Annotated in this window: 22 protein-coding genes; 5 read left to right on the plus strand and 17 right to left on the minus strand. The window is 70.2% G+C overall.

Annotated features, from left to right (window positions below; genetic code table 11):
* Positions 1–138 precede the first annotated feature (138 nt).
* The 6 genes from ACYSUO_RS39105 to ACYSUO_RS39130 form a co-directional block, all read right to left on the minus strand.
* Positions 139–2,772: a putative bifunctional diguanylate cyclase/phosphodiesterase gene (locus ACYSUO_RS39105; RefSeq protein WP_461780964.1), complete on the minus strand. Its 2,634-nt coding sequence runs from the start codon at positions 2,770–2,772 to the stop codon at positions 139–141.
* 228 nt (positions 2,773–3,000) lie between these two features.
* Positions 3,001–5,202 (minus strand): NAD-dependent DNA ligase LigA, encoded by a 2,202-nt coding sequence (gene ligA / locus ACYSUO_RS39110; RefSeq protein WP_461780965.1) that lies wholly within the window; start codon positions 5,200–5,202, stop codon positions 3,001–3,003.
* Between the two features lie 32 nt (positions 5,203–5,234).
* Positions 5,235–6,254: a methionine synthase gene (locus ACYSUO_RS39115; RefSeq protein WP_461780966.1), complete on the minus strand. Its 1,020-nt coding sequence runs from the start codon at positions 6,252–6,254 to the stop codon at positions 5,235–5,237.
* 43 nt (positions 6,255–6,297) lie between these two features.
* Entirely contained in the window at positions 6,298–6,996 is a 699-nt protein-coding gene (locus ACYSUO_RS39120; protein WP_461780967.1) for an SDR family oxidoreductase, read from the minus strand.
* A gap of 7 nt (positions 6,997–7,003) precedes the next feature.
* Entirely contained in the window at positions 7,004–7,549 is a 546-nt protein-coding gene (locus tag ACYSUO_RS39125) for an LOG family protein (protein WP_461780968.1), read from the minus strand.
* A 43-nt stretch (positions 7,550–7,592) separates the two neighbouring features.
* The gene (locus tag ACYSUO_RS39130) at positions 7,593–7,997 is read right to left on the minus strand and encodes a nuclear transport factor 2 family protein (RefSeq protein WP_461780969.1); all 405 of its coding nucleotides are present in this window, start codon (positions 7,995–7,997) and stop codon (positions 7,593–7,595) included.
* Positions 7,998–8,080: 83 nt separating this feature from the next.
* Between ACYSUO_RS39130 and ACYSUO_RS39135 the strand changes: the two genes are divergently transcribed.
* Together ACYSUO_RS39135 and ACYSUO_RS39140 are read left to right on the plus strand one after the other, a co-directional pair.
* A complete protein-coding gene (locus ACYSUO_RS39135; RefSeq protein ID WP_461780970.1) occupies positions 8,081–8,410 on the plus strand; it encodes a DUF427 domain-containing protein in 330 nt (109 codons plus the stop codon).
* A gap of 59 nt (positions 8,411–8,469) precedes the next feature.
* Positions 8,470–8,910, plus strand: a complete 441-nt coding sequence (locus tag ACYSUO_RS39140; protein ID WP_461780971.1) for a hypothetical protein — start codon at positions 8,470–8,472, stop codon at positions 8,908–8,910.
* Here the strand turns inward: ACYSUO_RS39140 and mnmA are convergent.
* Positions 8,907–10,058 (minus strand): tRNA 2-thiouridine(34) synthase MnmA, encoded by a 1,152-nt coding sequence (gene mnmA, locus ACYSUO_RS39145; protein ID WP_461780972.1) that lies wholly within the window; start codon positions 10,056–10,058, stop codon positions 8,907–8,909. The two genes, ACYSUO_RS39140 and mnmA, sit on opposite strands and share 4 nt — an antisense overlap.
* Before the next feature lie 84 nt (positions 10,059–10,142).
* On the opposite strand from mnmA, the gene ACYSUO_RS39150 reads away from it, so the two are divergent.
* Positions 10,143–10,838: an N-acetylmuramoyl-L-alanine amidase gene (locus tag ACYSUO_RS39150; RefSeq protein ID WP_461780973.1), complete on the plus strand. Its 696-nt coding sequence runs from the start codon at positions 10,143–10,145 to the stop codon at positions 10,836–10,838.
* A 49-nt stretch (positions 10,839–10,887) separates the two neighbouring features.
* Here ACYSUO_RS39150 and ACYSUO_RS39155 read toward each other — a convergent pair whose 3' ends face one another.
* The 3 genes from ACYSUO_RS39155 to ACYSUO_RS39165 form a co-directional block, all read right to left on the minus strand.
* Positions 10,888–12,057, minus strand: a complete 1,170-nt coding sequence (locus ACYSUO_RS39155; RefSeq protein WP_461780974.1) for a cysteine desulfurase family protein — start codon at positions 12,055–12,057, stop codon at positions 10,888–10,890.
* Positions 12,058–12,099: 42 nt separating this feature from the next.
* Positions 12,100–12,318 (minus strand): DUF4190 domain-containing protein, encoded by a 219-nt coding sequence (locus tag ACYSUO_RS39160; protein ID WP_461781011.1) that lies wholly within the window; start codon positions 12,316–12,318, stop codon positions 12,100–12,102.
* A gap of 187 nt (positions 12,319–12,505) precedes the next feature.
* The gene (locus ACYSUO_RS39165) at positions 12,506–12,667 is read right to left on the minus strand and encodes a hypothetical protein (protein WP_461780975.1); all 162 of its coding nucleotides are present in this window, start codon (positions 12,665–12,667) and stop codon (positions 12,506–12,508) included.
* Between the two features lie 101 nt (positions 12,668–12,768).
* Between ACYSUO_RS39165 and ACYSUO_RS39170 the strand changes: the two genes are divergently transcribed.
* Together ACYSUO_RS39170 and ACYSUO_RS39175 are read left to right on the plus strand one after the other, a co-directional pair.
* Complete coding sequence (locus tag ACYSUO_RS39170) at positions 12,769–13,392, plus strand: TetR family transcriptional regulator (RefSeq protein WP_461780976.1); 624 nt, start codon at positions 12,769–12,771, stop codon at positions 13,390–13,392.
* 18 nt (positions 13,393–13,410) lie between these two features.
* On the plus strand, positions 13,411–14,259 hold the full coding sequence (locus ACYSUO_RS39175; RefSeq protein WP_461780977.1) for an alpha/beta fold hydrolase: 849 nt from the start codon (positions 13,411–13,413) through the stop codon (positions 14,257–14,259).
* A gap of 12 nt (positions 14,260–14,271) precedes the next feature.
* Here the strand turns inward: ACYSUO_RS39175 and ACYSUO_RS39180 are convergent, their stop codons facing one another.
* The 7 genes from ACYSUO_RS39180 to ACYSUO_RS39210 all read right to left on the minus strand — a co-directional run bounded on the left by ACYSUO_RS39180 (position 14,272) and on the right by ACYSUO_RS39210 (position 22,724).
* Complete coding sequence (locus ACYSUO_RS39180) at positions 14,272–15,147, minus strand: thioesterase family protein (protein WP_461780978.1); 876 nt, start codon at positions 15,145–15,147, stop codon at positions 14,272–14,274.
* A 60-nt stretch (positions 15,148–15,207) separates the two neighbouring features.
* Positions 15,208–15,879: a trimeric intracellular cation channel family protein gene (locus tag ACYSUO_RS39185; protein WP_461780979.1), complete on the minus strand. Its 672-nt coding sequence runs from the start codon at positions 15,877–15,879 to the stop codon at positions 15,208–15,210.
* Positions 15,880–15,912: 33 nt separating this feature from the next.
* Positions 15,913–17,310: a M1 family metallopeptidase gene (locus tag ACYSUO_RS39190; RefSeq protein ID WP_461780980.1), complete on the minus strand. Its 1,398-nt coding sequence runs from the start codon at positions 17,308–17,310 to the stop codon at positions 15,913–15,915.
* A gap of 195 nt (positions 17,311–17,505) precedes the next feature.
* Positions 17,506–18,657: an ABC transporter ATP-binding protein gene (locus ACYSUO_RS39195; RefSeq protein ID WP_461780981.1), complete on the minus strand. Its 1,152-nt coding sequence runs from the start codon at positions 18,655–18,657 to the stop codon at positions 17,506–17,508.
* Between the two features lie 50 nt (positions 18,658–18,707).
* A complete protein-coding gene (locus ACYSUO_RS39200; protein ID WP_461780982.1) occupies positions 18,708–19,805 on the minus strand; it encodes an ABC transporter ATP-binding protein in 1,098 nt (365 codons plus the stop codon).
* On the minus strand, positions 19,802–20,803 hold the full coding sequence (locus tag ACYSUO_RS39205) for an ABC transporter permease (protein ID WP_461781012.1): 1,002 nt from the start codon (positions 20,801–20,803) through the stop codon (positions 19,802–19,804). The genes ACYSUO_RS39200 and ACYSUO_RS39205 overlap by 4 nt, the downstream gene beginning before the upstream one ends.
* Before the next feature lie 148 nt (positions 20,804–20,951).
* A complete protein-coding gene (locus ACYSUO_RS39210; RefSeq protein WP_461780983.1) occupies positions 20,952–22,724 on the minus strand; it encodes an ABC transporter substrate-binding protein in 1,773 nt (590 codons plus the stop codon).
* Positions 22,725–22,828 lie beyond the last annotated feature (104 nt).

Genomic DNA, 22,828 nt, shown 5'->3' on the forward strand with positions numbered 1-22,828 from the left:
TCGGGGGGGGGGTGGGGTTTGGTTGGGGTTTGGCGCTGGCCCCCCCCCCCCCACGGGGGGCGCGGGGAACTGCGCGACCTCAGCCACGGGAGGCCCGCACCGCCGGTGGCTCGGGCCACGTCCGCCTGGGGCGCACCGTCAAGCGAGAGGCCCGCACTCGTCGCCCGGCGCAGCCGGAAGCGCCGCGGGCAGCCGTTGCCAGCCGCGATCGCCGCGCGCGCGGAGCCACGCCGTCGTCTCGTCCGGCGGCATCGCGGCGGCGACGAGCCACCCCTGCACCGCATCGCACCCCAGGTCCCGCAACCGCTCCCACGTCTCGTCGTCCTCGACGCCCTCCGCCACGACCAGCAGGCCGAGCGAATGCGCCAGGTCGACCGTGCAGCGCACGATCTCCGCGTCCTCGTTGTCCACGGCGAGCCGCGCCACGAACGACCGGTCGATCTTCAGCTCGCTGACCGGGAGGCGGCGCAGGTGCACCAGGGACGAGTAACCGGTGCCGAAGTCGTCGAGGGACATCTTCACGCCGTGCCCCGTGAGCCCCGCCAGCGTGTCCGCGGCCCGCTGCGGGTCCTCGAGCAGCACGTGCTCCGTTATCTCCAGCTGCAACGATCCGGCAGGGACCCCGTGCCGGGCGAGCCGCGCGGCGACCGCTCCCGCGAAGCCCGGCGTGTGCACATCACGCGGCGACACGTTCACCGCGACCGGCACGTGCAACCCCTGCGCACGCCAGCGTGCGACCTGCCCGAGCGCTGTCTCCAGGACGTACTCGGTCAGATGCGGCATGAGCCCGGACGACTCGGCGATGGCGATGAACTCGTCCGGCGGGACCTTTCCGCGCTCCGGGTGCACCCACCGTACGAGCGCCTCCAGACCCGCGACGTGCCCGTCGAAGCGGACCTTCGGCTGGTAGTGCAGCTCCACGTCGCCCGCGTCGAGCGCGCGCCGCAGATCGCCCAACAGGCCGAGCCGGTCGGGCGTGTTGGAGTCCCGCTTCGACTCGTAGACCTCCACGCCGGTGCGGTCCCGCTTGGCCTGGTACATCGCGACGTCGGCCCGGCGCAGCAGCCCCTCCGCGTCCAGCGCGTGGTCGGGGAAGACGGCGAGTCCCGCGCTCGCCTCCAGTACGAGGGTCAGACCGTCCAGGTCGAGGGGCGAGCCGAGGGTCGCGACGAGGTTGCGGGCCACGCGCGTCGCGGACGTCGTGGAGTCGGCGACGGGCAGCAGCACCGCGAACTCGTCGCCGCCGAGGCGCGCGACCTCCGCACCGCGCGGCAGCGCCGCTCTCAGCCGATCCGCGATCTGCAGCAGGAGCCGGTCACCGGCGAGGTGGCCGAGCGTGTCGTTCACCGAACGGAACCGGTCGAGGTCGATCAGCATCAGCGCGCTGCGCACCCCGATCCGCTCGGCGTCGTCGAGCGCGGACCAGGTGCGCTCAAGCAGCCACTGCCGGTTCGGCAGACCGGTGAGCGGGTCGCGCAGCTGTTCCTCGGCGCGGGCCCGCGCGATCCACAGCGTGGAGTCGAGCGCGATCAACGGGATCGCGAACAGCGGAAGCAGCACCGGCAGGGCGATCGCGACGACGCAGATCAGCGGCGCGATGCCGAGCAGCGCGACGGCGACCAGACCTTGCCGCACGAGCGCGGTACGGGCGACGGTCGGCAGCCCCGAGTTCGGTGGCGCATGCACATACCAGAGCAGAGTGCGGGTGACCAGCAGATACGCGAGCGCCGCGAGCGCCACCTCGGGCACGGCCGAAAGGGTCCAGCCCTCCGGCTTCCACGGCACCTCGACGGACGGTACGCGGCCGAACGCGGCGAGGACGAGGGCGCCCGCGCCGATTCCGAGGATGTCGATCGCCCCGTGCAACAGGCCCTGGCGCCAGCAGTGCCTGCGGGCGATCCCGACGAGGACGACGACGGTGAGGCTGACCATGCCCGCGGGCACCCAGCCGTACAGGAGCAGCACGGCGAGCGTGAGGGCCGCGCCGGATCCGGTGCCGCCCCACCAGCGGTCGCGGCCGAGCGCGACGAGGTGGCCGACGATGATCCCGGTCAGGATCGCGAGGCACCAGCCGACCGTGCCGGACGGGAAGAGCGCGTGCCCCTGCTGGAGCGACCAGTAGAAACCGCCGCCGAGCACGACGGCGGCGAGCGCCACCACCACGCCGGGCAGCAGCGGCACGAGCGCGGCCCGCGAGGTCTCCCCCTGCGCCGCGTACTGATTGCGCGCGGGTGTCGCCATCCCGACCCGGCCGCCCGCGGGGACGGTTCCGGGAAGCGGCCCCTGGGGCCTGCCGGGGCCCACGGCGCGACCGGGCACGACGCGACCGTCGCGCGCCCGGTCGTCGGATATGCGCACGCCGGGCGCCCCTTTGGCCTTCGGGGGCCGGGCCGGCAGGCCGCGCAGGGGCTCGTCGATGCTTCGGGGCCTGGCCGGGGCGGACTGCTCCGGGCCTGCCGCGGTATGGGTCTCGACCGAACTGCCGCTGTCCGCAGGGTGATCCTTCGCCCGGCGCCTCAGCAGCCCTTCGTAGCCGGCCACTTCGGGCCCTGACGTCTCAGGGGCCGGGGCCCCGCCCGTCCGGTCGGCGCCGAATCCGGCCGCACGCCACCATTTGCGCCAGTTCACCACACCACCGCGCTCGTTCTCCCCGTGACCGCTTTCGCTGCCGTCGACTCCGTCGCCACAGTCGGGGCGCGGTGCCGTTTCGCGCCGCGCGCGTCGACGCGGGCGCAGGCGTGAGTCAGGGGCGGCGCTCTCGGTCGGTTCCATTCCCGTCCCTCTCACTGCCGGCAGTGCCTGCGTCCGCTGCCCGCTCTCCTCGCCCCCAGCGAGCGAGGATTCGCCCCATCCGCAGCAGGACTCGGCAGCCGCACACCTCAACAGTAGGCCGCAGAAGGCTTCCACGGGCACCAGACGGACGCGCCCGGGCACGGTTGCCCGAATGAACCCGGCGTTCCGTCTGCGTCTGGTATGCGCCGATCGGGTGACCCCCGGCCGCTACTCGGCGGTCTCCTGCTCCGCGGGAAGCGCCACCTCGACGGCGGCCTCCGGCCCTTGTTCCAGCAGGACGGCGAACCCGTCCTCGTCCAGAACCGGAACCTTGACCTGCATGGCCTTGTCGTACTTGGAACCGGGGTTGTCCCCCACGACCACGAAGGACGTCTTCTTGGAAACGGAACCCGTGACCTTGGCGCCTCTGGTCTGGAGGGCCTCTTTTGCGCCATCCCGCGTGAAGTTCTGCAGCGTTCCGGTGACCACGACCGTGAGTCCTTCGAGGGGGCGCGGGCCCTCGTCCTCACCGGCCCCTTCCTCCTCCATCCTCACACCGGCCTCACGCCACTTCCGCAGGATCTCCCGATGCCAGTCCTCGGCGAACCACTGCTTCACGGAGGCGGCGATGATCCCGCCCACGCCGTCCGTCGCGGCGAGCTCCTCCTCGGTGGCCTGGTCGATGCGGTCGATGGAGCGGAACTCGCGGGCGAGCGCCTCGGCGGCGACCGGGCCGACGTGACGGATCGAAAGCCCGTTGATGACCCGGGCCAGCGGGCGGCTCTTGGCCGCCTCGATGTGCTCCAGCATCGAGACGGCGTTCTTGCGCGGCTCTCCCGCCTTGGTGGCGAAGATGTCCGCGATCTTCTCCTCGCCCGTCTTCGGGTCGCGCTTGGGCAGTCCGCTGTCCTGGTCGAGGACGTACGCCTTGATGGGCAGGAGCTGGTCCATCGTGAGGCTGAACAGGTCGCCCTCGTCCGTGAGCGGCGGCTGCGCCGGCTCGAGCGGGCCGGTGAGCGCGGCGGCGGCGACGTACCCGAAGTTCTCGATGTCCAGGCTCTGGCGGCCGCCCAGGTAGAAGAGGCGCTCGCGCAACTGGGCCGGGCACGTGCGGGCGTTGGGACACCGGAGGTCGATGTCGCCCTCCTTCATGGCCCGCAGCGGGGTGCCGCACTCGGGGCACTCGGCGGGCATCACGAACTCGGTCTCGCTGCCGTCCCGCAGGTCGGCGACGGGGCCGAGGATTTCGGGGATGACGTCACCGGCCTTGCGGATGACGACCGTGTCCCCGATGAAGACGCCCTTCTTCTTGACGATCTCCTGGTTGTGCAGCGTCGCGAACTCGACCTCGGAGCCCGCCACGGTGACCGGCTCCACCTGCGCGTACGGCGTCACGCGGCCCGTGCGGCCCACGCCCACGCGGATGTTGAGCAGCTTGGTGTTGACCTCTTCGGGCGGGAACTTCCAGGCGATCGCCCAGCGCGGGGCGCGCGCCGTGGAGCCGAGGCGGCCCTGCAGGCGGATCTCGTCGAGCTTGATGACCGCGCCGTCGATCTCGTGGTCCACGGAGTGGCGGTTCTCTCCGTAGTACGCGATGAACTTCCGTACGCCTTCGAGGTCTTCGACCACCTTGCTGTACTTGGTGGTCGGCAGGCCCCACTCGCGCAGCAGGTCGTACGCCTCCGAGAGGCGGTCGATGTCGAAGCCCTCGCGGGCGCCGATGCCGTGCACCACCATGTGCAGCGGGCGCGTCGCGGTGACGCGCGGGTCCTTCTGACGCAGCGAACCCGCCGCCGCGTTCCGGGGGTTGGCGAAGGGCTTGTCGCCGGCCTCGACCAGCCGGGCGTTCAGCTCCTCGAACTTGTCCATGGGGAAGAAGACCTCGCCGCGGATCTCGACCAGCGGCGGGATGTTGTCGCCCTTCAGGCGGTTCGGGATGTCCGAGATCGTGCGGACGTTGGACGTGATGTCCTCGCCGACGCGGCCGTCCCCACGCGTGGCCGCGCGCGTCAGCCGCCCGTCCTCGTACGTCAGGTTCACCGCGAGGCCGTCGATCTTCAGCTCGCACAGGAAGTGGTAGCCCGGCGCGCCGACGTCCTTGGCTACGCGGTCGGCCCAGGCCGCCAACTCGGCGTCGTCAAAAGCGTTGTCGAGCGAGAGCATGCGCTCGCGGTGCTCGACGGACGTGAACTCCGTCTCGTACTGGCCCGCGACCTTCTGGGTCGGCGAGTCCGGCGTGCGCAGCTCGGGGTACTTCTCCTCCAGCGCCTCAAGGGAGCGCAGGAGCTTGTCGAACTCGGCGTCGGAGACGACCGGAGCGTCGTTCACGTAGTACCGGAAGCGGTGCTCCTCGATCTGCTCCGCCAGCTGGGCGTGCTCGTCCCGCTCCTTGGCGGGCACCGTGCCCTCGCTCTGCAGTTCGTCAGCCACCGTCTCGTCCTCCCGTTCGCCTTCGTCCACGGTCACTCAGGGTTGTCCGCGAGTGATCTCGCCGCCCGGACGCAGTGGGCGAGTGCCGCGCGGGCGTACGCGGGCGAGGCACCCGCGAGTCCGCACGACGGCGTGAGCACCACCGAGTCCGCGAGGGAACCCGGATTCAGCCCCAGCCTGCGCCACAGCGTCCTGACACCCATGACGCTACCGGCAGGGTCTGACAATGGGCCGTCCACGCCCGGCACGACACCCGCGACGAGTCGCAGGCCGGCCTCGACGGACTCCCCGATCACCTCGTCGTCACGCTCGGTGAGCAGCGAGAAGTCGAAGGAGACCGCGTCCGCGCCGGCCCGGCGCAGGAGGGCGAACGGCACGTCGGGGGCGCAGGAGTGGACGAGGCGCGGCCCGTCCCCGAGCACGGAGAAGACGTCCCGCAGCGCGCCCTCGACGATCTGGCGGTCGACGGAGCGGTGCGTGCGGTACTCGCTGGCGGTCTTGACCTGTCCACGCAGCACGGCGATGAGGGAGGGCTCGTCGAGCTGCAGCACCAACTGGGCGCCGGGCACCCGGCGGCGTACGTCGGCGAGGTGCTCGCGCAGTCCCTCGGCCAGGGACGCGGCGAGGTCGCGACACGCGCCGAGGTCGGAGAGGGCGGCCTCCCCGTTCCGCAGCTCCAGTGCGGCGGCGAGGGTCCACGGGCCGACGGCCTGCACCTTGAGCGGGCCCTCGTACCCCTGCGTGAACTCCTCGAGCGCGTCGAGGTCCTCGCCGAGCCAGGACCTGGCGCGCTTGGTGTCCCGGCCGGGCCGGTCGCCGATCCGCCAGCCGCTGGGCTCCACGCGCGCGTAGAGGTCGACCAGCATTCCGGCCGTACGGCCGATCATGTCGGCGCCCGGGCCGCGTGCGGGCAGCTCGGCGAGGAACGGCATCCCCTGCTCCGGCCCCTCGAAGCTGCCGGTCACGGTCCTGGCGGCCTCGCGGGCATCACCACCGGGCATCGAGCCGACGCCCGTGGCCGGCCCCCACCTGAAGTCGCTCTTGTCAGTCACCCAGGAAGGGTACGTAACGCCGGCCGCCGGGCGGGCGGCGCCGTCAGCGGCCGGGGCGCACCGTCAGGTCGTTGACCTCGGCGTCGCGCGGGAGGTCGAGGGCCATCACGATCGTCGTGGCCATGGACTCGGGGTCGATCCAGCGGGACTCGTCGTACTCCTTGCCCTCCTGGTGGTGCACCTTGGCCTGCATGGGGCTGGCGGTGCGGCCCGGGTACACGGAGGTGACCCGCACCCCGTTGCCGTGCTCCTCCTGGCGCAGCGAGTCGGCGAGCGCCTTGAGGCCGTGCTTGGAGGCGGCGTACGCGGACCAGTCGGCGTTGGCGTTGAGCCCGGCGCCGGAGTTCACGAAGAGCACGTGCCCCTGGGCGAGGCGGAGTTGGGGCAGGAAGTGGCGGGTCAGCTCGGCCGGGGCGATGAGGTTGACGTTGAGCTGGTGGCGCCACGACTTCGGGGTGAGCTCGCCGACCTTGCCCAGGTCGACGACGCCGGCGATGTGCAGCAGCGAGTCGATGCGGTCGGGCAGCGTCTGGTGCGAGAAGGCCCAGGACAGCTTGTCCGGGTCCGCGAGGTCGCCGACGAGCGTCCGGGCGCCCGGGAATTGTGCGGCGAGTTCCTTGGCGCGGCCCGCGTCGCGCGCGTGGAGGTAGATTTCGTCCCCGCGCTCGTGGAGGCGGCGGGCGACGGCGGCGCCGATTCCGGAACCGGCGCCGGTGATCACATGTGTAGCCATGCCCGCCATGCTCGCACTACTCGACGCCGCGCGACTCCTCCAGGTAGGCCAGGGCACCGACCGGCTCCTCGGCGAAGAACACGAGGTCAGTGAGGGGGATCGGCAGAAAACCCTCGTCCTCCATGCGCCGGAACTGCTCCTTCAGACCGTCGTAGAAGCCCGCGGAGTTGAGCAGCACGATCGGCTTGTCGGTCTTCCCGTGCTTCTTCAGCTCGAGGATCTCGGTCGCCTCGTCGAGCGTCCCCGTGCCACCCACCATGATCACGACGGCGTCGGACTTCTCCAGGAGCAGCGCCTTGCGCTCCGCGAGGTCCTTGGCGATCACCATCTGGTCGGGCTCGGCCACGACGCGCGCCTTGGCCGCGAGAAAGTCCACGGACACCCCGGTCAGCCGCCCACCAGCCTCCGCCACGCCATCGGCGACGACCTTCATGAGCCCACTCTCCGAACCACCCCACACGAGCGTGTGCCCACCCTTGCCGAGCAGCTCGGCGAATTCACGGGCGGGCCGGGTGTAGCGCTCGTCGAGATCGGCGGCGGAGAGAAAGACACAGATGTTCATGCCATCTACCGTACGGTCCGCCACTGACAGCCGGGCCGCCCCCTCACCGGCCGCCGAGCGGCACCCGGCGCGCGATGATCTTGCGCCGGGCGATCCGCCATCCGTCGGCCCTGCGCACCACGGTGTCCTCGTAGGTCGCGCTGCCGGTAGTGCCGTCCGCCTTGATGCCGATGCCCTTGGACAGGGCGTGTACGCGGTCCAAGTCCACCTCGGTCAGGACGACGTTCGTGATGTGGTGGGCGACCGGGTTGCCCGCGCCGAGGGCGAGCGCGGCGTCCTTGATGGCGGCCGGGCCGTGGAGGGGCTGCTGCCCGAAGTCCGTGATGTCGTAGACGACGTCCGGGGTGAAGAGCTCGTCCAGTCGATCCAGTTCGCCGGAGTCGATCAAGTGGCCGTGCAGGGAGAGCAGTTCGGTGATGGCGGTCCTGTCGGTGGGGTCGAGTGCCATGGCGGTCCTCTCGTAGACCTTGATCCTTGCCGTACCGCGGCCGTGTCGGGAAGAACTCGCCCACTGTGAGCGCTGACACACGTATGACTACAGGACACACGATCACGGTCGAGCAGGGTTCCGAGCGGGTGCGGGTCGTTCACGACGGGGAGGTGCTTGCCGAGAGTGCGCGGCCGCTGGTGCTCAAGGAGACCGGTTGTCCGGTGCGGTACTACCTGCCGCCGGAGGACGTACGGACCGAGCTGCTTACGCCCTCGAACACGACTACGCACTGTCCCTTCAAGGGGGACGCCTCCTACTGGTCGGTGCCGGGTGCGCAGGACCTGGTGTGGGCGTATCCGGAGCCGAAGGCCGAGGTGGCCGCCATCAAGGACCACCTGTGCTTCTACGAGACGCAGGTCGACGCCGCGTAACCACGCGCGCGTGGTCGAATGAGGAGGTACGGCAGAGCAAGACGGAGGGTGAGGCGGACATGGCTCACGGAGACGGGCAGCAGGACGTTCCGACGGGTGGGTTCGGCGGTCCCCCGCCGCCGTTCGCTCCGGCGCCCCCGCCGCATCCACCGGCGGCTCCGCCGCCGCCCGCTCATCCTCCGCAGTTCGCGCCCGCGCCGCCCGGTCCCCCGGCCGCGGCCGCCGGTCCGGAGTTCGTGGCCGCCGACAAGCACAACGGCATGGTCGTGGACGCGGACGGGCTGCACTTCGAGCAGGGGCCGCACGCCATCGACCTGCCGTGGACGCACGTACAGACGGCGCACTTCCAGCCGATGCCGTCCGGGGTGTTCGTGACGGCGGCGATGGTGGACGGCGCCGTCTACACGTGCGCGGTGCAGGCGCGGAAGAAGGCGCAGGCGTCCGAGTGGTGCGGTCAGCTGGGTGCCGTACTGCAGTACTACCTACAGGGGCGGGGCTAGACGACCGCCGCGACCCGCTCCGTAGTGGCGATCGTCGCCGAGCCCACCACGCGCGTGCCGTCGTACAGCACGATCGCCTGGCCGGGGGCGACGCCGCGGACGGCCTCCGTGAAGCGGACCTGAAGTTCGTCGCCCACCAGCTCCGCGGACACCTCGGTCTCGCCGCCGTGCGCGCGCAGTTGGGCCGTGTACGTGCCGGGCCCGGAGGGCGCCGCACCGCACCAGCGGGGCTTGATGGCGGTGAGGGCGGTCACGTCGAGGGCCTCGGCCGGGCCCACCGTCACCGTGTTGTCCACCGGGGAGATGTCCAGGACGTAGCGCGGCTTGCCGTCGGGGGCGGGCCTGCCGATGCGCAGGCCCTTGCGCTGGCCGATCGTGTAGCCGAAGGCGCCCTCGTGGGTGCCGAGCTTGGCGCCCGACTCGTCGACGATGTCACCCTCCGCCTTGCCGAGCCGGTTCGCGAGGAAGCCCTGGGTGTCGCCGTCGGCGATGAAGCAGATGTCGTGGGAGTCGGGCTTCTTGGCGACCGCCAGGTCGCGGCGCTCCGCCTCCGCGCGGATCTCTTCCTTGGTCGTCTCCGTGTCACCCAGCGGGAACATCGCGTGGGCGAGCTGCCGGTCGTCCAGGACGCCGAGGACGTAGCTCTGGTCCTTGGCCATGTCGGCGGCGCGGTGCAGCTCACGGTCGCCGTTCCCGTTGACGATCACCTGCGCGTAGTGGCCCGTGCAGACCGCGTCGAAGCCGAGGGCGAGCGCCTTGTCGAGGAGCGCGGCGAACTTGATCTTCTCGTTGCAGCGCAGGCACGGGTTCGGCGTGCGGCCGGCCTCGTACTCCGCGATGAAGTCCTCCACCACGTCCTCGCGGAAGCGGTCGGCGAGGTCCCAGACGTAGAACGGGATGCCGATGACGTCGGCCGCGCGGCGCGCGTCGCGGGAGTCCTCGATGGTGCAGCAGCCGCGGGCGCCCGTGCGGAACGATTGCGGGTTCGCCGAGAGCGCGAGATGCACGCCGGTCACGTCGTGGCCCGCTTCGGCGGCGCGGGCCGCGGCGACGGCGGAATCCACGCCGCCGGACATGGCGGCGAGGACACGGAGGGGTCGGGCCGCCTTCTCGGGGCCCGCGGAGCGCTGCGGAGTCTGCGAAGTCATAGCACTAACAGGGTAAGGGCCCGCGGGAACCGAATCGCTCGGATATCCGTTGTGGATCTCGTACGGGACTGACGGGGGCGTCATATGGGGAAGCAGGGAGCCGGGTCCGGGAAGGGCCGCGGCGGGGACCGTGACCGTGGTGTCAGCCGACGGACGCTGATCATCGGCGGGGCCGCCTCGGCCGTGGGCGTCGGGCTGCTCGCGCGCGGCGATCTCGCCCGCATGTGGTGGCAGGTGCCGGGGGTCGACAAGCCGCGCAAGGCCGGCGCAGTGGACTTCAAGGGCGCGGAGTGGGTGGCCGCCGCGTCGGCGAACTGGCGGCGGGCGGACCGGCCGGACGACTACACGATCGACCGGGTCATCATCCATGTCACCCAGGGCAGCTACCAGGGGACGCTGAAGGTCTTCAAGGACCCGTGGCACGGGGCGGCCGCGCACTACGTGGTCCGGCAGGACGGGCACATCGCGCAGATGATCCGGGAGCTGGACGTCGCGTTCCACGCGGGCAACCGGGACTTCAACGAGCGCAGTGTCGGCATCGAGCACGAGGGCTTCGTGGACCGGCCGTCCGATTTCACCGACGCGATGTACGAATCGTCCGCGCGGCTCACCGCCCGGATCTGCAGGCGCTACGACATACCGGTCGACCGGGAGCACATCATCGGGCACGTCGAGGTGCCGGGCACCGACCACACCGACCCGGGGCCGAACTGGGACTGGGACCGGTACATACGCCTGGTGAAAGCCGCATACGAGCGGGCCGGTTCCACCAAGGCGTGACAGCCGACGCGTGACAGCCGCGACGTGACGACCAAGGCCTAACAGCGCCCTACGAGAGCCCCGCCGACCGCGCCCGCTCCACCACCGGCCCGATCGCCTTCGCCACTGCTTCCACATCGGCCTTCGTGGTGGTGTGGCCGAGGGAGAAGCGGAGCGTGCCGCGCGCCAGGTCCGGGTCCGTGCCGGTCGCGAGCAGGACGTGGCTGGGCTGGGCCACGCCCGCGGTGCAGGCCGAGCCCGTGGAGCACTCGATGCCCTGCGCGTCCAGGAGAAGGAGGAGCGAGTCCCCCTCGCAGCCGGGGAAGGTGAAGTGGGCGTTGGCGGGCAGCCGGCCGCCGGGGGCCGGGTCGCCGCCGAGGATCGCCTCGGGGGCGGCCGACCGGACGGCGTCGACCAGGGCGTCCCGGAGCGCACCGATCTCGCGGGCGAACCACTCGCGCTGCTCGGTCGCGATCCGGCCGGCCGTGGCGAAGGCCGCGATCGCGGGGACGTCGAGCGTGCCGGAGCGGACGTGCCGCTCCTGCCCGCCGCCGTGCAGTACGGGGACGGGGGTGTACTCACGACCGAGAAGGAGGGCGCCGATGCCGTAGGGACCGCCGACCTTGTGGCCCGACACGGTCATCGCGGCGAGCCCGGAGGCGGCGAAGTCGACCGGGATCTGCCCGTAGGCCTGCACCGCGTCGGCATGCAGCGGGATGTCGAACTCTCCTGCCACGTCGGCCAGTTCACGCACCGGCTGGATCGTGCCGATCTCGTTGTTGGCCCACATGACCGTGGCGAGCGCGAGGTCGTCGGGGTTCCGCTCGATCGCTTCGCGCAGCGCTTCGGCGTGCACCCGGCCGTACGCGTCGACCGGCAGGTACTCCACGGTCGCGCCCTCGTGCTCGGCGAGCCAGTGCACGGCGTCGAGCACGGCGTGGTGCTCGACGGGGCTGGCGAGGACGCGGGTGCGGGCCGGGTCGGCCGCGCGGCGCGCCCAGTACAGGCCCTTGACGGCGAGGTTGTCGGCCTCGGTGCCGCCGGAGGTGAACACGACCTCGCTGGGCCGGGCACCGAGCGACTCGGCGAGGGTCTCGCGGGACTCCTCGACGGTGCGGCGGGCGCGGCGCCCCGCGGCGTGCAGGGACGAGGCGTTGCCGGTGACGGCGAGCTGGGCGGTCATCACCTCGACCGCCTCCGGGAGCATCGGAGTGGTCGCGGCGTGGTCGAGGTAAGCCATGGTGGGCTCGATTCTACGAGCCCACGTGCGCGCGGCCGACGGTCAGCCCGTAATGCTCCAGGACATCGTGCCGTCGGCGGCGATCAGGGCGCCGAGCACGACGAGGTCGGCGACGCCGAGACCGAGCCCGAGGAAGGCCCGGCCGCGCCGCTCGGTGCCGCGCCACAGGGCGATCGACGCGAGGACGATCGAGACGGGGCCGAGGAAGACGTTCATGACGAGCAGCCCGACCAGGCCGAGGACGAACGAGGCGACGGCCATGCCGTCGGTGTCCCGGCGCCCGACGGGGCGCGTCCGCGTCTCCGGCTCCGCGGCGCGAGGTTCCGTGGTGCGCGGCTCCGTGGTGCGCGGTTCTTCGCTGCGAGGTTCTGTGCTGCGGAGTTCTGTGGTGAGTTGCACGGTGATACCCCCTGAGAACGTGAACTGCTGAACGTGAACTGCTGACGGTTCAGTGCTGGTGCCTACGGCGCGCGTGGCGCTCGCGGACCGCGAAGACGGCCAGCCAGACGCCGATGACGACGGCCGCGACGAGCGTGACGGGCAGCGGGGCGTGGGCCACGGTGCCGAGCGCGAAGCCCAGCAGCAGGAGGGCCGCTACGAGGAACAGCATGGAAGCCTCTCGAAAAGTTGGGTTACAACTGTTCACTGACTACCGAGTCTAGCTCGCGACTCGACTTCCCCATTACAGAGAACAGTTGTTAACTGGATGACATGAGTCACACCCTCGGCGCCCGTCAGGCGCAGAAGCAGAAGACCCGACAGGCGCTCCTGGACGCGGCGTTGGAGCTGCTGGAGGACCAGAGCCTCAGCAGCCTCGGCCTGCGCGAGGTGACGCGCGTCGTGGGCGTGACCCCGACCGCGTTCTACCGGCACTTCGACAGCACGGCCGATCTCGGAGTGGCCCTGGTCGAGGAGGCGCTGGTCAGTCTGCACGCGGTGATCCGCGACGCGCTGACGGCGACGTGGGACAGCGACGAACGCATCACGCGCACCATCGAGCTGATCGCCCGTCATGTGCACGCGTATCCCGCACACGTCCGCTTCATCGCGCGCGAGCGGCACGGCGGCGTACAGCGGGTGCGGGAGGCGATCGGCGCCCAGCTCACACAGTTCGCCGACGAGGTCCAAGAGGCGCTCCGCCACGACCCCGAAGCGGCGGGCTGGAGCCAGGAGGACCTGATGATGCTGGCGAATCTGTACGTCGATCACATGCTGGTGACGGCGTCACTGCTGCTCAGCACGGATGCCGAGGACTTCGGGCGGGTGTCGCGACAGGCCGAGCGGCAGCTCCGTCTGGTGAGCATCGGCCGAAAACACTGGCTCGACGTGTCATGAGCAACTAGCGTTACGGTCATGACAGCAGCCGACTGGAACCTCGACCGAAGCTTCTCCAGCTCGTCGGGCGAAGTCCGCTGGACCGTTCTCGGCCCGGCCGACGCACCGCCCGTCGTCCTCGTCCACGGCACGCCGTTCTCCTCGTACGTCTGGCGCGCCCCGGCCCGCGCACTCGCGCACCGACACCGCGTGTACGTATGGGACCTGCCCGGCTACGGCGTCTCCGAGATGCGCCCGGATCAGGACCTCTCGCTCGACGCCCAGGCCCGCGTCCTGACCGAGCTGCTCGACCACTGGGGCCTCACCGGGGCAGGCCGCGAACCCGCCGTCGTCGCGCACGACTACGGCGGCTGCATCGCGCTGCGCGCGCACCTGCTGCACGGCGCCGCGTACGCGCGGCTCGCGCTCGTCGACCCGGTGGCGCTGCGGCCGTGGGGCTCCCCCACGTACCGGCTGCTCGGTGAACACGCCGACGTGTTCCGGCAGTTGCCGCCCGAGCTGCACGAGGCGCTCATGCACCGCTACGTCAGTTCGTGCAGCCACCCCGGCCTGCGCGCCGACACCCACGCACGCCTCGTCGAACCGTGGCTGACGGAGGCGGGGCGAGACGCCTTCTACCGGCAGATCGTGCAGAACGCCCCGCACGACGCCACCAACGACATCCAGGACCGCTACGGGGAGTTGGACCTGCCCGTACTCGTCTGCTGGGGCGCCGAGGACACCTGGATCCCGGTCGCGCGGGCGCACGAGCTGGTCAAACTGATCCCCGGCGCCGAGCTGCGGATCATCGAGGGCGCCGGGCACCTCGTCCAGGAGGACGCGCCCGCGGAACTCGCCGCCGTACTGGGCGAGTTCCTGCGTTCGTAAAACCCTCGACCCTCAGCCGAGCCGGACCCTCGCCAGCTGGCGCGACTGGGCCACCAGACGGTCCTTCGCGTCCCAGATCTCGGCGTCCTCCTCCAGGAAGCCGCCGGCCAGGTTCCGCGTCGTGATCGAGACGCGGACGGGCCCCGGGGCCGGGCGGCAGCGCACGTGGACGGTCAGCTCGACCGTCGGCACCCAGCCCTTGAGGCCCATCTCGAAGGCGGTCGGCGGCAGCGCGTCCACCGCGAGCAGCAGCGACAGGGGGTCCATGTCGCGGCCGTCGGCGAGGCCGAACCAGGCGCGCATCTCGCCCTTGCCGGACGGCGCGCCGAGCGCCCAGCCCAGCGTGGCCGGGTCGAGCTTCAGGTGCAGCCGGTCGGAGATCGCGGAGCTGCCGGGCACGGGCGGCGCGCCCTCGGGGGCGTCGCCCGCGCCGAAGCACTGCTCGGCAGGCGGCATGACGGGCGCCTCGGCGCTCGTACGCACATCGTCGGGGAGCGCGTCCAGGTCGCCGTACGACGCGATGACCCGAATCCGCTCGACCTCGCTGCCGTCCTCCGCGAACTGGAAGAGGGAGGCCTGCCCCGTGGAGAGGGTGCGGCCGGTGCGGGCCACGTCGGTCCTGATCACGGCGGGGCCCGGCGCCGACGCGGTCAGGTAGTGCGCCGAGATCGTGAACGGGTCGTCGTGCGGCAAGGCGTCCGCGAGGGCGCGGCCGAGCACGGCGAGGAGGTAGCCGCCGTTGAGGGCGTTGATGATCGTCCAGCCCGCGGAGAGGTCGATGTCGTAGACACCGGGTTCGTCCGCGCGCCGGGTGACGGCGGTGTCGCGGTCGAACTCGCTGTCGCCGATGACGGCCGGGCGACTCTGCGTGGATACTGCGTCTGCCATACCGGAAACGTACAACAGGAAATTACTAAGCGGTAGCTTTCATCGCTCGCCGGCCTCCGGCTACGGCGTCTCCTCCATCACATCCACCCCCGCCGACCTGCGGTTCCAGGCGCGCGGGGCCCTCCAGTGGTAGTGCATCGCGAGCAGCCGCAGAACGAACGCGGTGAGGACCGCGAGGGCGCTGGTGAAGCCGTCCAGGGCGTCGAGGTGGATGCACAGGACGACGATCCCGGCGCCGACCATGGCGGGCACCGCGTAGAGGTCGCGGTCCCAGCGCACGAGGGACGGCACCTCGTTGGCGATGATGTCGCGCAGCACGCCGCCGCCGACCGCGGTGGCGAGGCCGAGCGCGGCGGACGCGGTGAGCCCGAGCCCGTAGTCGTACGCCTTCGTCGTGCCGGTGACGCAGAACAGGCCGAGGCCCGCCGCGTCGAAGACGTTCACCGCCGTCTGGGTGCGCTCGACCTCCGGGTGCAGGAAGAAGACGAGCGCGGCGGCGACCAGCGGCGTGACGAAATAGCCGAGGTCGATGAAGGCGGCCGGTGGCACGGCGCCGATGACCAGGTCACGGAAGACCCCTCCGCCCAGCGCGGTGACCTCGGCGAGCGCGGCGATCCCGAAGACGTCCCAGTTCTTGCGGACGGCCATCAGGGCACCGGAGATCGCGAAGACGAAGATCCCGATGAGGTCGAGCCAATGCTGGACGGAGGGGGTGAACAGTTCCTGGAGCACGCGACATTCTTACCCGCCGCGCGCGTAGGGGCCCTACAGGCTGGGCTTGCCCGTCGTGAACAGCCAGGTGTCGAAGAGGTCGTCGAGCTGCTGACCCGAGACCCGTTCGGCGAGGGCGATGAAGTCGGATGTCTCGACGTTGCCGTAGCGGTGCAGCTTGGTCCACTGCGGCAGCAGCTTGAAGAAGGCCTTGTCGCCGATGCGCTCGCGCAACACCTGGAGGGTCATCGCGCCGCGCTGGTAGACGGCCGAGGCGAACATCGTGTCACGCTGCGGGTCGCCGATCTTCACCTGCCAGAACGAGGAGGTGGCGGGCCGCGAGTTGTAGCCCGCGAGGAAGGAGTCGTGGGCGGATGCGCCGCCCTTGTGCTCGGTCCACAGCCACTGGGCGTACGTGGCGAAGCCCTCGTTGAGCCAGATGTCGTCCCACTGCTTCGGCGAGACGGAGTCGCCGAACCACTGGTGGGCCAGCTCGTGCACGATCGTCGACTCGGAGCGGACGGCCGAGTAGATCGGCTTGGTCTGGGTCTCCAGGGAGAAGCCGGCCTGCGGCATGTCGTCGACGATCGCGCCCGTCTCCTCGAAGGGGTACGGACCGAAGACCTGCGACCAGTAGTCGGTGGCCTCGGCGGTCACCGCGTACACGTCGACGTTGTTGCTGTTCGCGAGGACCGGGTCGATGGCTACGTAGATGGGAGTACCGGCGGGGGTCTTGCCACTCTTCACGTCGAACTTACCGATGGTGGCGGTCGCGAGATACGTCGCCATGGGCTTCGTCTCGCGCCAGTGGTGGACGGTCTGTTTGCCCTTGTCGGTGTCGTACGCGTCGACGAGGCGGCCGTTCGAGACGCCGGTCAGGCCCTTCGGGGCCTTGATACGGATGTCGTACGTGGCCTTGTCGGAGGGGTGGTCGCTGGACGGGAACCAGGTGGAGGCGGCGTTCGGCTCGCACGCGACGAAGACGCCGTCCTCGGTCTTCATCCAGCCGTAGTCGGAGCCGAAGACGATGGGGCCGCTGAGGGGTTCGGGGACTCCGCCGTACGTGACGGTCGTGGTGAAGGTGTTGCCCTTGCGCAGCGAGGTGCGGGGCTTGACCTGGATCTCGTCGCCGCTGCGCGTGAAGTCCGCGCGTCTGCCGTTCACTTCGATCTTGGTGACGGTCAGCTTCTGCAGGTCGAGGTCGAAGGCGGAGAGGTTCTGGGTGGCGCGCGCGGTGAGGGTCGTGCGGCCGTCGAGGCGGTCGGTGTCGGGGTTGTACGCGACGTCGAGGGCGTAGTGCTCGGCATCGAAGCCGCCGTTGCCGAGCTGCGGGAAGTACGGGTCGCCGATGCCGTCGGAGCCGGGGGTGGGGGCGGGAGCGGCGGCTATCAGGCAGAAGGAGGCGGCGGCGACGGTGAGCGCGGCCAGGCGTGCCGAACGGGAGAGTGCCATGGGCGTCCCTTCGAGCGGGTTCCGGTGTAACGGACAGCGGAACTCTGCCGCTCGGCGGTGTGCGTGTACATGACCCTTTTGGGCCATGTACACGCAACTAGGGCGGGGTGGGCACCCGTTGGATGCTCGCGCCGCGCCGGAGTGCACGTCACGGGGCTCCGCCCCGGACCCCGCTGCTCAATCGCCGCAGGGGCTCTATTGATCCGCCGCAGGCTTCTCCGCATTCGAGGGCTCGACCGACTCCGGGACCGTGATCACGTCGATCGCCTCCTTCGCCACCGTGAGGAGGTTCGTGTCGTCCGGGGCCTGGTCCGGGGCGTTCTCCGGGTGGTGGCACGCGACCTGGTGGCCCGTGGCCAGGGGAATCAGCGGCGGCTCCGTCGTCTTGCAGAGCTCCGTCGCCTTCCAGCACCGCGTGTGGAAGCGGCAGCCGGTGGGCGGGTCGATCGGTGAGGGGACGTCGCCGCGCAGCAGGATGCGTTCGCTCTTGGCGCCGCGGCGCTTGGGGTCCGGTACCGGGACGGCCGAGAGCAGCGCCTTCGTGTACGGGTGCATCGGCGTCGAGTACAGGTCGTCGCGGTCCGCCAACTCGACGATCTTGCCGAGGTACATGACCGCGATCCGGTCCGAGACGTGCCGGATGACCGAGAGGTCGTGCGCGATGATCACGTACGTGAGGCCCAGCTCGTCCTGGAGGTCGTCCAGGAGGTTGACCACCTGCGCCTGGATCGACACGTCGAGCGCCGACACCGGCTCGTCCGCCACCACGAGCTTCGGCCGCAGCGCCAACGCCCGCGCGATGCCGATACGTTGCCGCTGACCGCCGGAGAACTCGTGCGGGTAGCGGTTGTAGTGCTCAGGGTTGAGGCCGACCTTCTCCAGGAGTTCCTGGACGGTCTTGCGCACGCCGCCCTCGGGCTTGACGCCCTGCAGCTTGAACGGGGCGCCGACGATCGTGCCGATGTTGTGGCGCGGATTCAGGGACGAGTACGGGTCCTGGAAGATCATCTGGACGTCGCGGCGCAGCGGACGCATGCCCCCGGTGCTCAGGTGCGTGATGTCCGTGCCCTCGAACTCGACGCGCCCGCCCGTGGGTTCGAGCAGCCGGGTGATCAGCCGGCCCATGGTCGACTTCCCGCAGCCGGACTCGCCGACGACGCCGAGGGTCTCCCCCGCGCGGACGTCGAAGGAGAGCCCGTCGACCGCCTGCACGGCGGCGACCTGCCGCTTGAGCAGGCCCTTGCGGATGGGGAAGTGCTTGACCAGGCCGTCGACCCTGAGCAGCGGCTCGCCGGCCGCGGCGTCCGGGGAGGTCGTCGCCTGCTGGGGAATCGTGGAGGGCGTCATCTCGGTCTCAGTCTCGGTCTCAGGTCCTTTGGATCCTTCGGCGGCGTCCGTCACAGCTTCGGCGCAATCTCTTCGGTCCAGATCCGCTCGCGTTCGTCGGCGGACATGTGGCAGGCCGAGTAGTGGCCGGAGCCGATCTCGCGCAGTTCGGGGCGCTCGGTGCGCGTGATGTTGTCCTTGGGCACGTCCGCGTAGGGGCAGCGCGGGTTGAAGGCGCAGCCGCTCGGCAGGTTGATGAGGCTGGGCGGGGCGCCCTTGACCGGGGTGAGCCGCTCGGTCTGCTCCCGGTCGATGCGCGGCATCGAGCCCAACAGGCCCCAGGTGTACGGGTGTTGGGGCGTGGAGAAGACCTGGTCGGCGGTGCCGCGCTCGACGCAGCGGCCGCCGTACATCACCAGCAGCTCGTCGGCCATCTCCGCGACGACCCCGAGGTCGTGCGTGATCATGATGACGGCGGAGCCGAACTCCTTCTGGAGGTCGCGGATCAGGTCGAGGATCTGCGCCTGCACCGTCACGTCGAGCGCGGTGGTCGGCTCGTCGGCGATCAGGAGTTCGGGGTTGTTGACGAGCGCCATCGCGATCATCGCGCGCTGGCGCATGCCGCCCGAGAACTCGTGCGGGTAGGAGTCGACCCGCTTGTCCGGCTGCGGGATCCCGACCCGGTCGAGCATCTCGATGGCCCGCTTGCGGGCGGTCCTCTTGTCGACGTCGTGGTGGACCCGGTAGGCCTCCACGATCTGCCGGCCGATCGAGTAGTACGGGTGCAGGGCCGACAGCGGGTCCTGGAAGATCATCGCCATGTCGCGGCCGCGCAGCTTGCGCACGGTGTTCTGGTCGGCGGTGAGCAGCTCGGTGCCGTCCAGCCAGATCTCGCCGCTGATCTGCGCCTTGCGCCGGCCGTACTGGCCGGTGGTGTGCAGGCCCAGGATGCCGAGCGAGGTGACGGACTTGCCGGAGCCCGACTCGCCGACGATGCCGAGGGTGCGGCCCTTCTCCAGCTTGAAGGAGAGCCCGTCGACGGACTTGACCACGCCGTCGTCGGTCGGGAAGTGCACCTTGAGGTCACGGACCTCGAGGAAGGAGCTGGGGGCGCCGGAGGCCGCGGTGGGTTCACCCACCGCCGCTCCGGTCTTGTGCAGTTCGGTCATCCCAGCCTCACTCGCGGGTCGATGACGGCGTACAGAAGGTCCACGACGAGGTTGGCGACGGCGATCGCGAGGGCCGCGATGAGCGTCACGCCGAGGATCACGGGCAGGTCCTTGTTGCTGATGGCCTGGACCGCCGCGAGGCCGAGGCCCGGCAGGTTGAACGTGGACTCGGTGAGCACGGCGCCGCCGAGCAGCACGCCGAGGTCGAGGCCGAAGACGGTGAGGATCGGCGTCATCGCGGAGCGCAGCGCGTGCCGGCTGATGACGGAGGACTCACCGAGACCCTTGGAGCGCGCGGTGCGGATGTAGTCCTCGCCGAGGATCTCCAGCATGGTGGCGCGGGTGAGCCGGGCGTACATCGCGGCGTTGAGGAAGGCGAGCACGATCCACGGCAGGATCAGCGTCTCGATCCAGGTGCCGATCGAGTCCTCGGTGGAGAGCGAGTCGGCGATGTGCACCCAGCCGAGGCTGTGCACGAAGATCCCCATCGCGACCATGCCGGTGAAGAAGACCGGCAGGGAGACGCCGGCGAGGGCGGTGGTCATGGCGGCGCGGTCCCAGAAGGTGCCGCGCTTGAGGGCGGAGACGACGCCGGTGGCGACGCCGCCGATCAGCCACAGCACGCAGGCGCCGGCCGCGAGCGCGGCGGTGACGGGGAGCGCGTCCTTGAGGGTGGTCCAGACGGGTTCCTCCGTGCGGAAGGAGTACCCGAAGCAGGGCGCCGCACAGTGGGTCACGTCATTGCCGTTGGCGTAGTCGCGCCCCAACGGGATGCCCTTGACGAAGTCCCAGAACTGCACGAGCAGAGGGTCGTTGAGCCCCAGTTTGATCCGGATCCCGGCGAGCTGCTCGGCTCCGGACGACTTGCCGGCGAAGAGGACGGCGATGTCCTGACCCGCCCATTTGGGCAGCATGAAGAAGATGGTGAAGGTCGCGAGCAGCACGACGAGCACCATGATGACAACGGCGAACAGGCGCCGGATGAGATAAGCAAGCACTGTGCGCGGCCCGGCGGCGGCCGTCGGCTCCTTGTGGGGGCCCACGACCGTCGCCCGGGGCCATCACCTGCCCTTCGGACTGGCGGGTTTTCGGCGGCGGAGCGGACGGGGCCGGGAACCGGATCAACTCCGGTTCCCGGCGCGGGTGTTACTTGACGACGCCCAGCGAGGCGTAGTCGTAGCGGCCGCTGTACGCGTCGGCCATCATGGCGTTCGTCAGACGCGAGCCACGCCAGGTGATGTTGTTCTCGTAGATGAACGGCATCCAGTCGGCCTGGTCGAGGATCCGCTTGTCGAGGCCCTCGTAGATCTTCCCGGCCTTGTCGGGGTCGGTCTCGGCGATCGCCTTGTCGAAGGTCGCGTCGATCTTCGGGTCGTCGATCTCGGACTCGTTGTAGTTACCGGTCTGCGCGAGGAAGCGGCTGTCCCACAGCGGCTGGCCGAAGCCCTGTCCGGACGGGAAGTCCGGGCCCCAACCGCTCATGATCATGCCGTAGCCGCGCGCCTTGACGACCTTCGGGGAGCCGGTGACCGAGGCGGACTCGGCGCCGTCGAAGGAGTCGACCTCGACCTTGATGCCGACCTTGGCGAGCTGCTCCTGCAGCGCCTCCGCGGTGTCGACCTCGCCCGGGTTGTTGGTACGGGCGGTGATCTTCGTGGAGAAGCCGTTCGGCTTGCCGCACTCCTTCAGCTCGGCCTTGGCCTTGGCCGCGTCCGGCTTGCCCTTGCGGGCGAGGATGCCGTACGGGTCGTAGTCCGTGTGGCCCTTGATCGACTTCGGCAGCGTCGAGTTGGCGATGTCACCACCGGCCAGCTTGCCGCCGCGCACCTGCTGCAGGCCCGCGAAGTCCGTCCCGTAGAACACGGCCTTGCGGCAGTGCACGTTGTCGAACGGCTTGGCCTTGTGCACCAGGGCGACGTAGCGGACGAAGGAGGTCCGCATGTTGTCGACGTTGTCCTTGTGGTCCTGGACGGCGGTGACGCGACCCGACTGGGTCATGCCGGTGCCGTTCATGTCGACGTCGTAGTCGCCTTCCATCAGGCGCTTGTCGTTCTCCTCCAGGTTGGCGGAGATCGTCACGTCGATCTTGTCCGGGAGCGCCGCGCGGACCGGGTCCGAGGACCGCTTCCACTTGTCGTTGCGCACCAGCACGATCTTCTTGTTGGCCTTGTACGACTGGAACTTGTACGGGCCCGCGGAGAACGGCGACTGGGTGTACTTGGCCTTCGTGTCCTTGTCCTGCTTGACCGGCGAGCCGGACGGCATGGCGAGGAACTGCTCGAAGTCACCGTTGGGCTTCGGCAGCTTGAAGACGATGGTCTTGTCGTCCGGCGTCTCGATCGACTTCAGGCCGAGCTTGTCCTTGGACTTGTCCTTGTACGGGCCCTTGTACTCGCCCTTGGGGTCCAGGTTCTGCTTCAGGTACTGCGGACCACCGGTGATGGTGTCCGTCGCCCAGATGCGCTCGATGCCGTACTTGATGTCCTTGGACGTGATCGGCGAGCCGTCCTGCCAGGTGATGCCGTCACGCAGGTTGTACGTGTACGTCTTGCCGTCGTCGGAGATCTTGCCGGGGGCCTTGGCCAGGTCGCCGACGAGCTCGTTGGACGCCTCGCCCGGCTTGGGCGCGTAGGTGACCAGTTGGCGCGTGTAGAACCGCATGAAGTCCCACGACATGCCGTAGTAGGCGCGCTGCGGGTCGGCGGAGTCGAGGTCCTGCTTGCCGACCATGCGCAGCGTGCCTCCCTTCTTCTTCGAAGGGTTGGCGATCTTGTTGTACGCGGCGTCGTAACCGGCGCCCTTGGACGAGTCCTTGGAGTCGTCGTCGCTGCCACCGCCGCACGCCGTGGTCGTCACCAGCGCCGCGACCACGAGGGCGGCGCCGGCGGCAAGCCGTCGTTTCGAGGAACCTGTGGGCATTTTCTCGTAACCTCCGAGATCGCGGTCCCGGACCAAGTGCCGGAGAACCAATGAGTCAAGCCGCCTGACGGTGCTGCAGGGGCAGTTCTGTGAAAGCCAGTTGG

Source organism: Streptomyces sp. UC4497 (genome assembly GCF_054871485.1).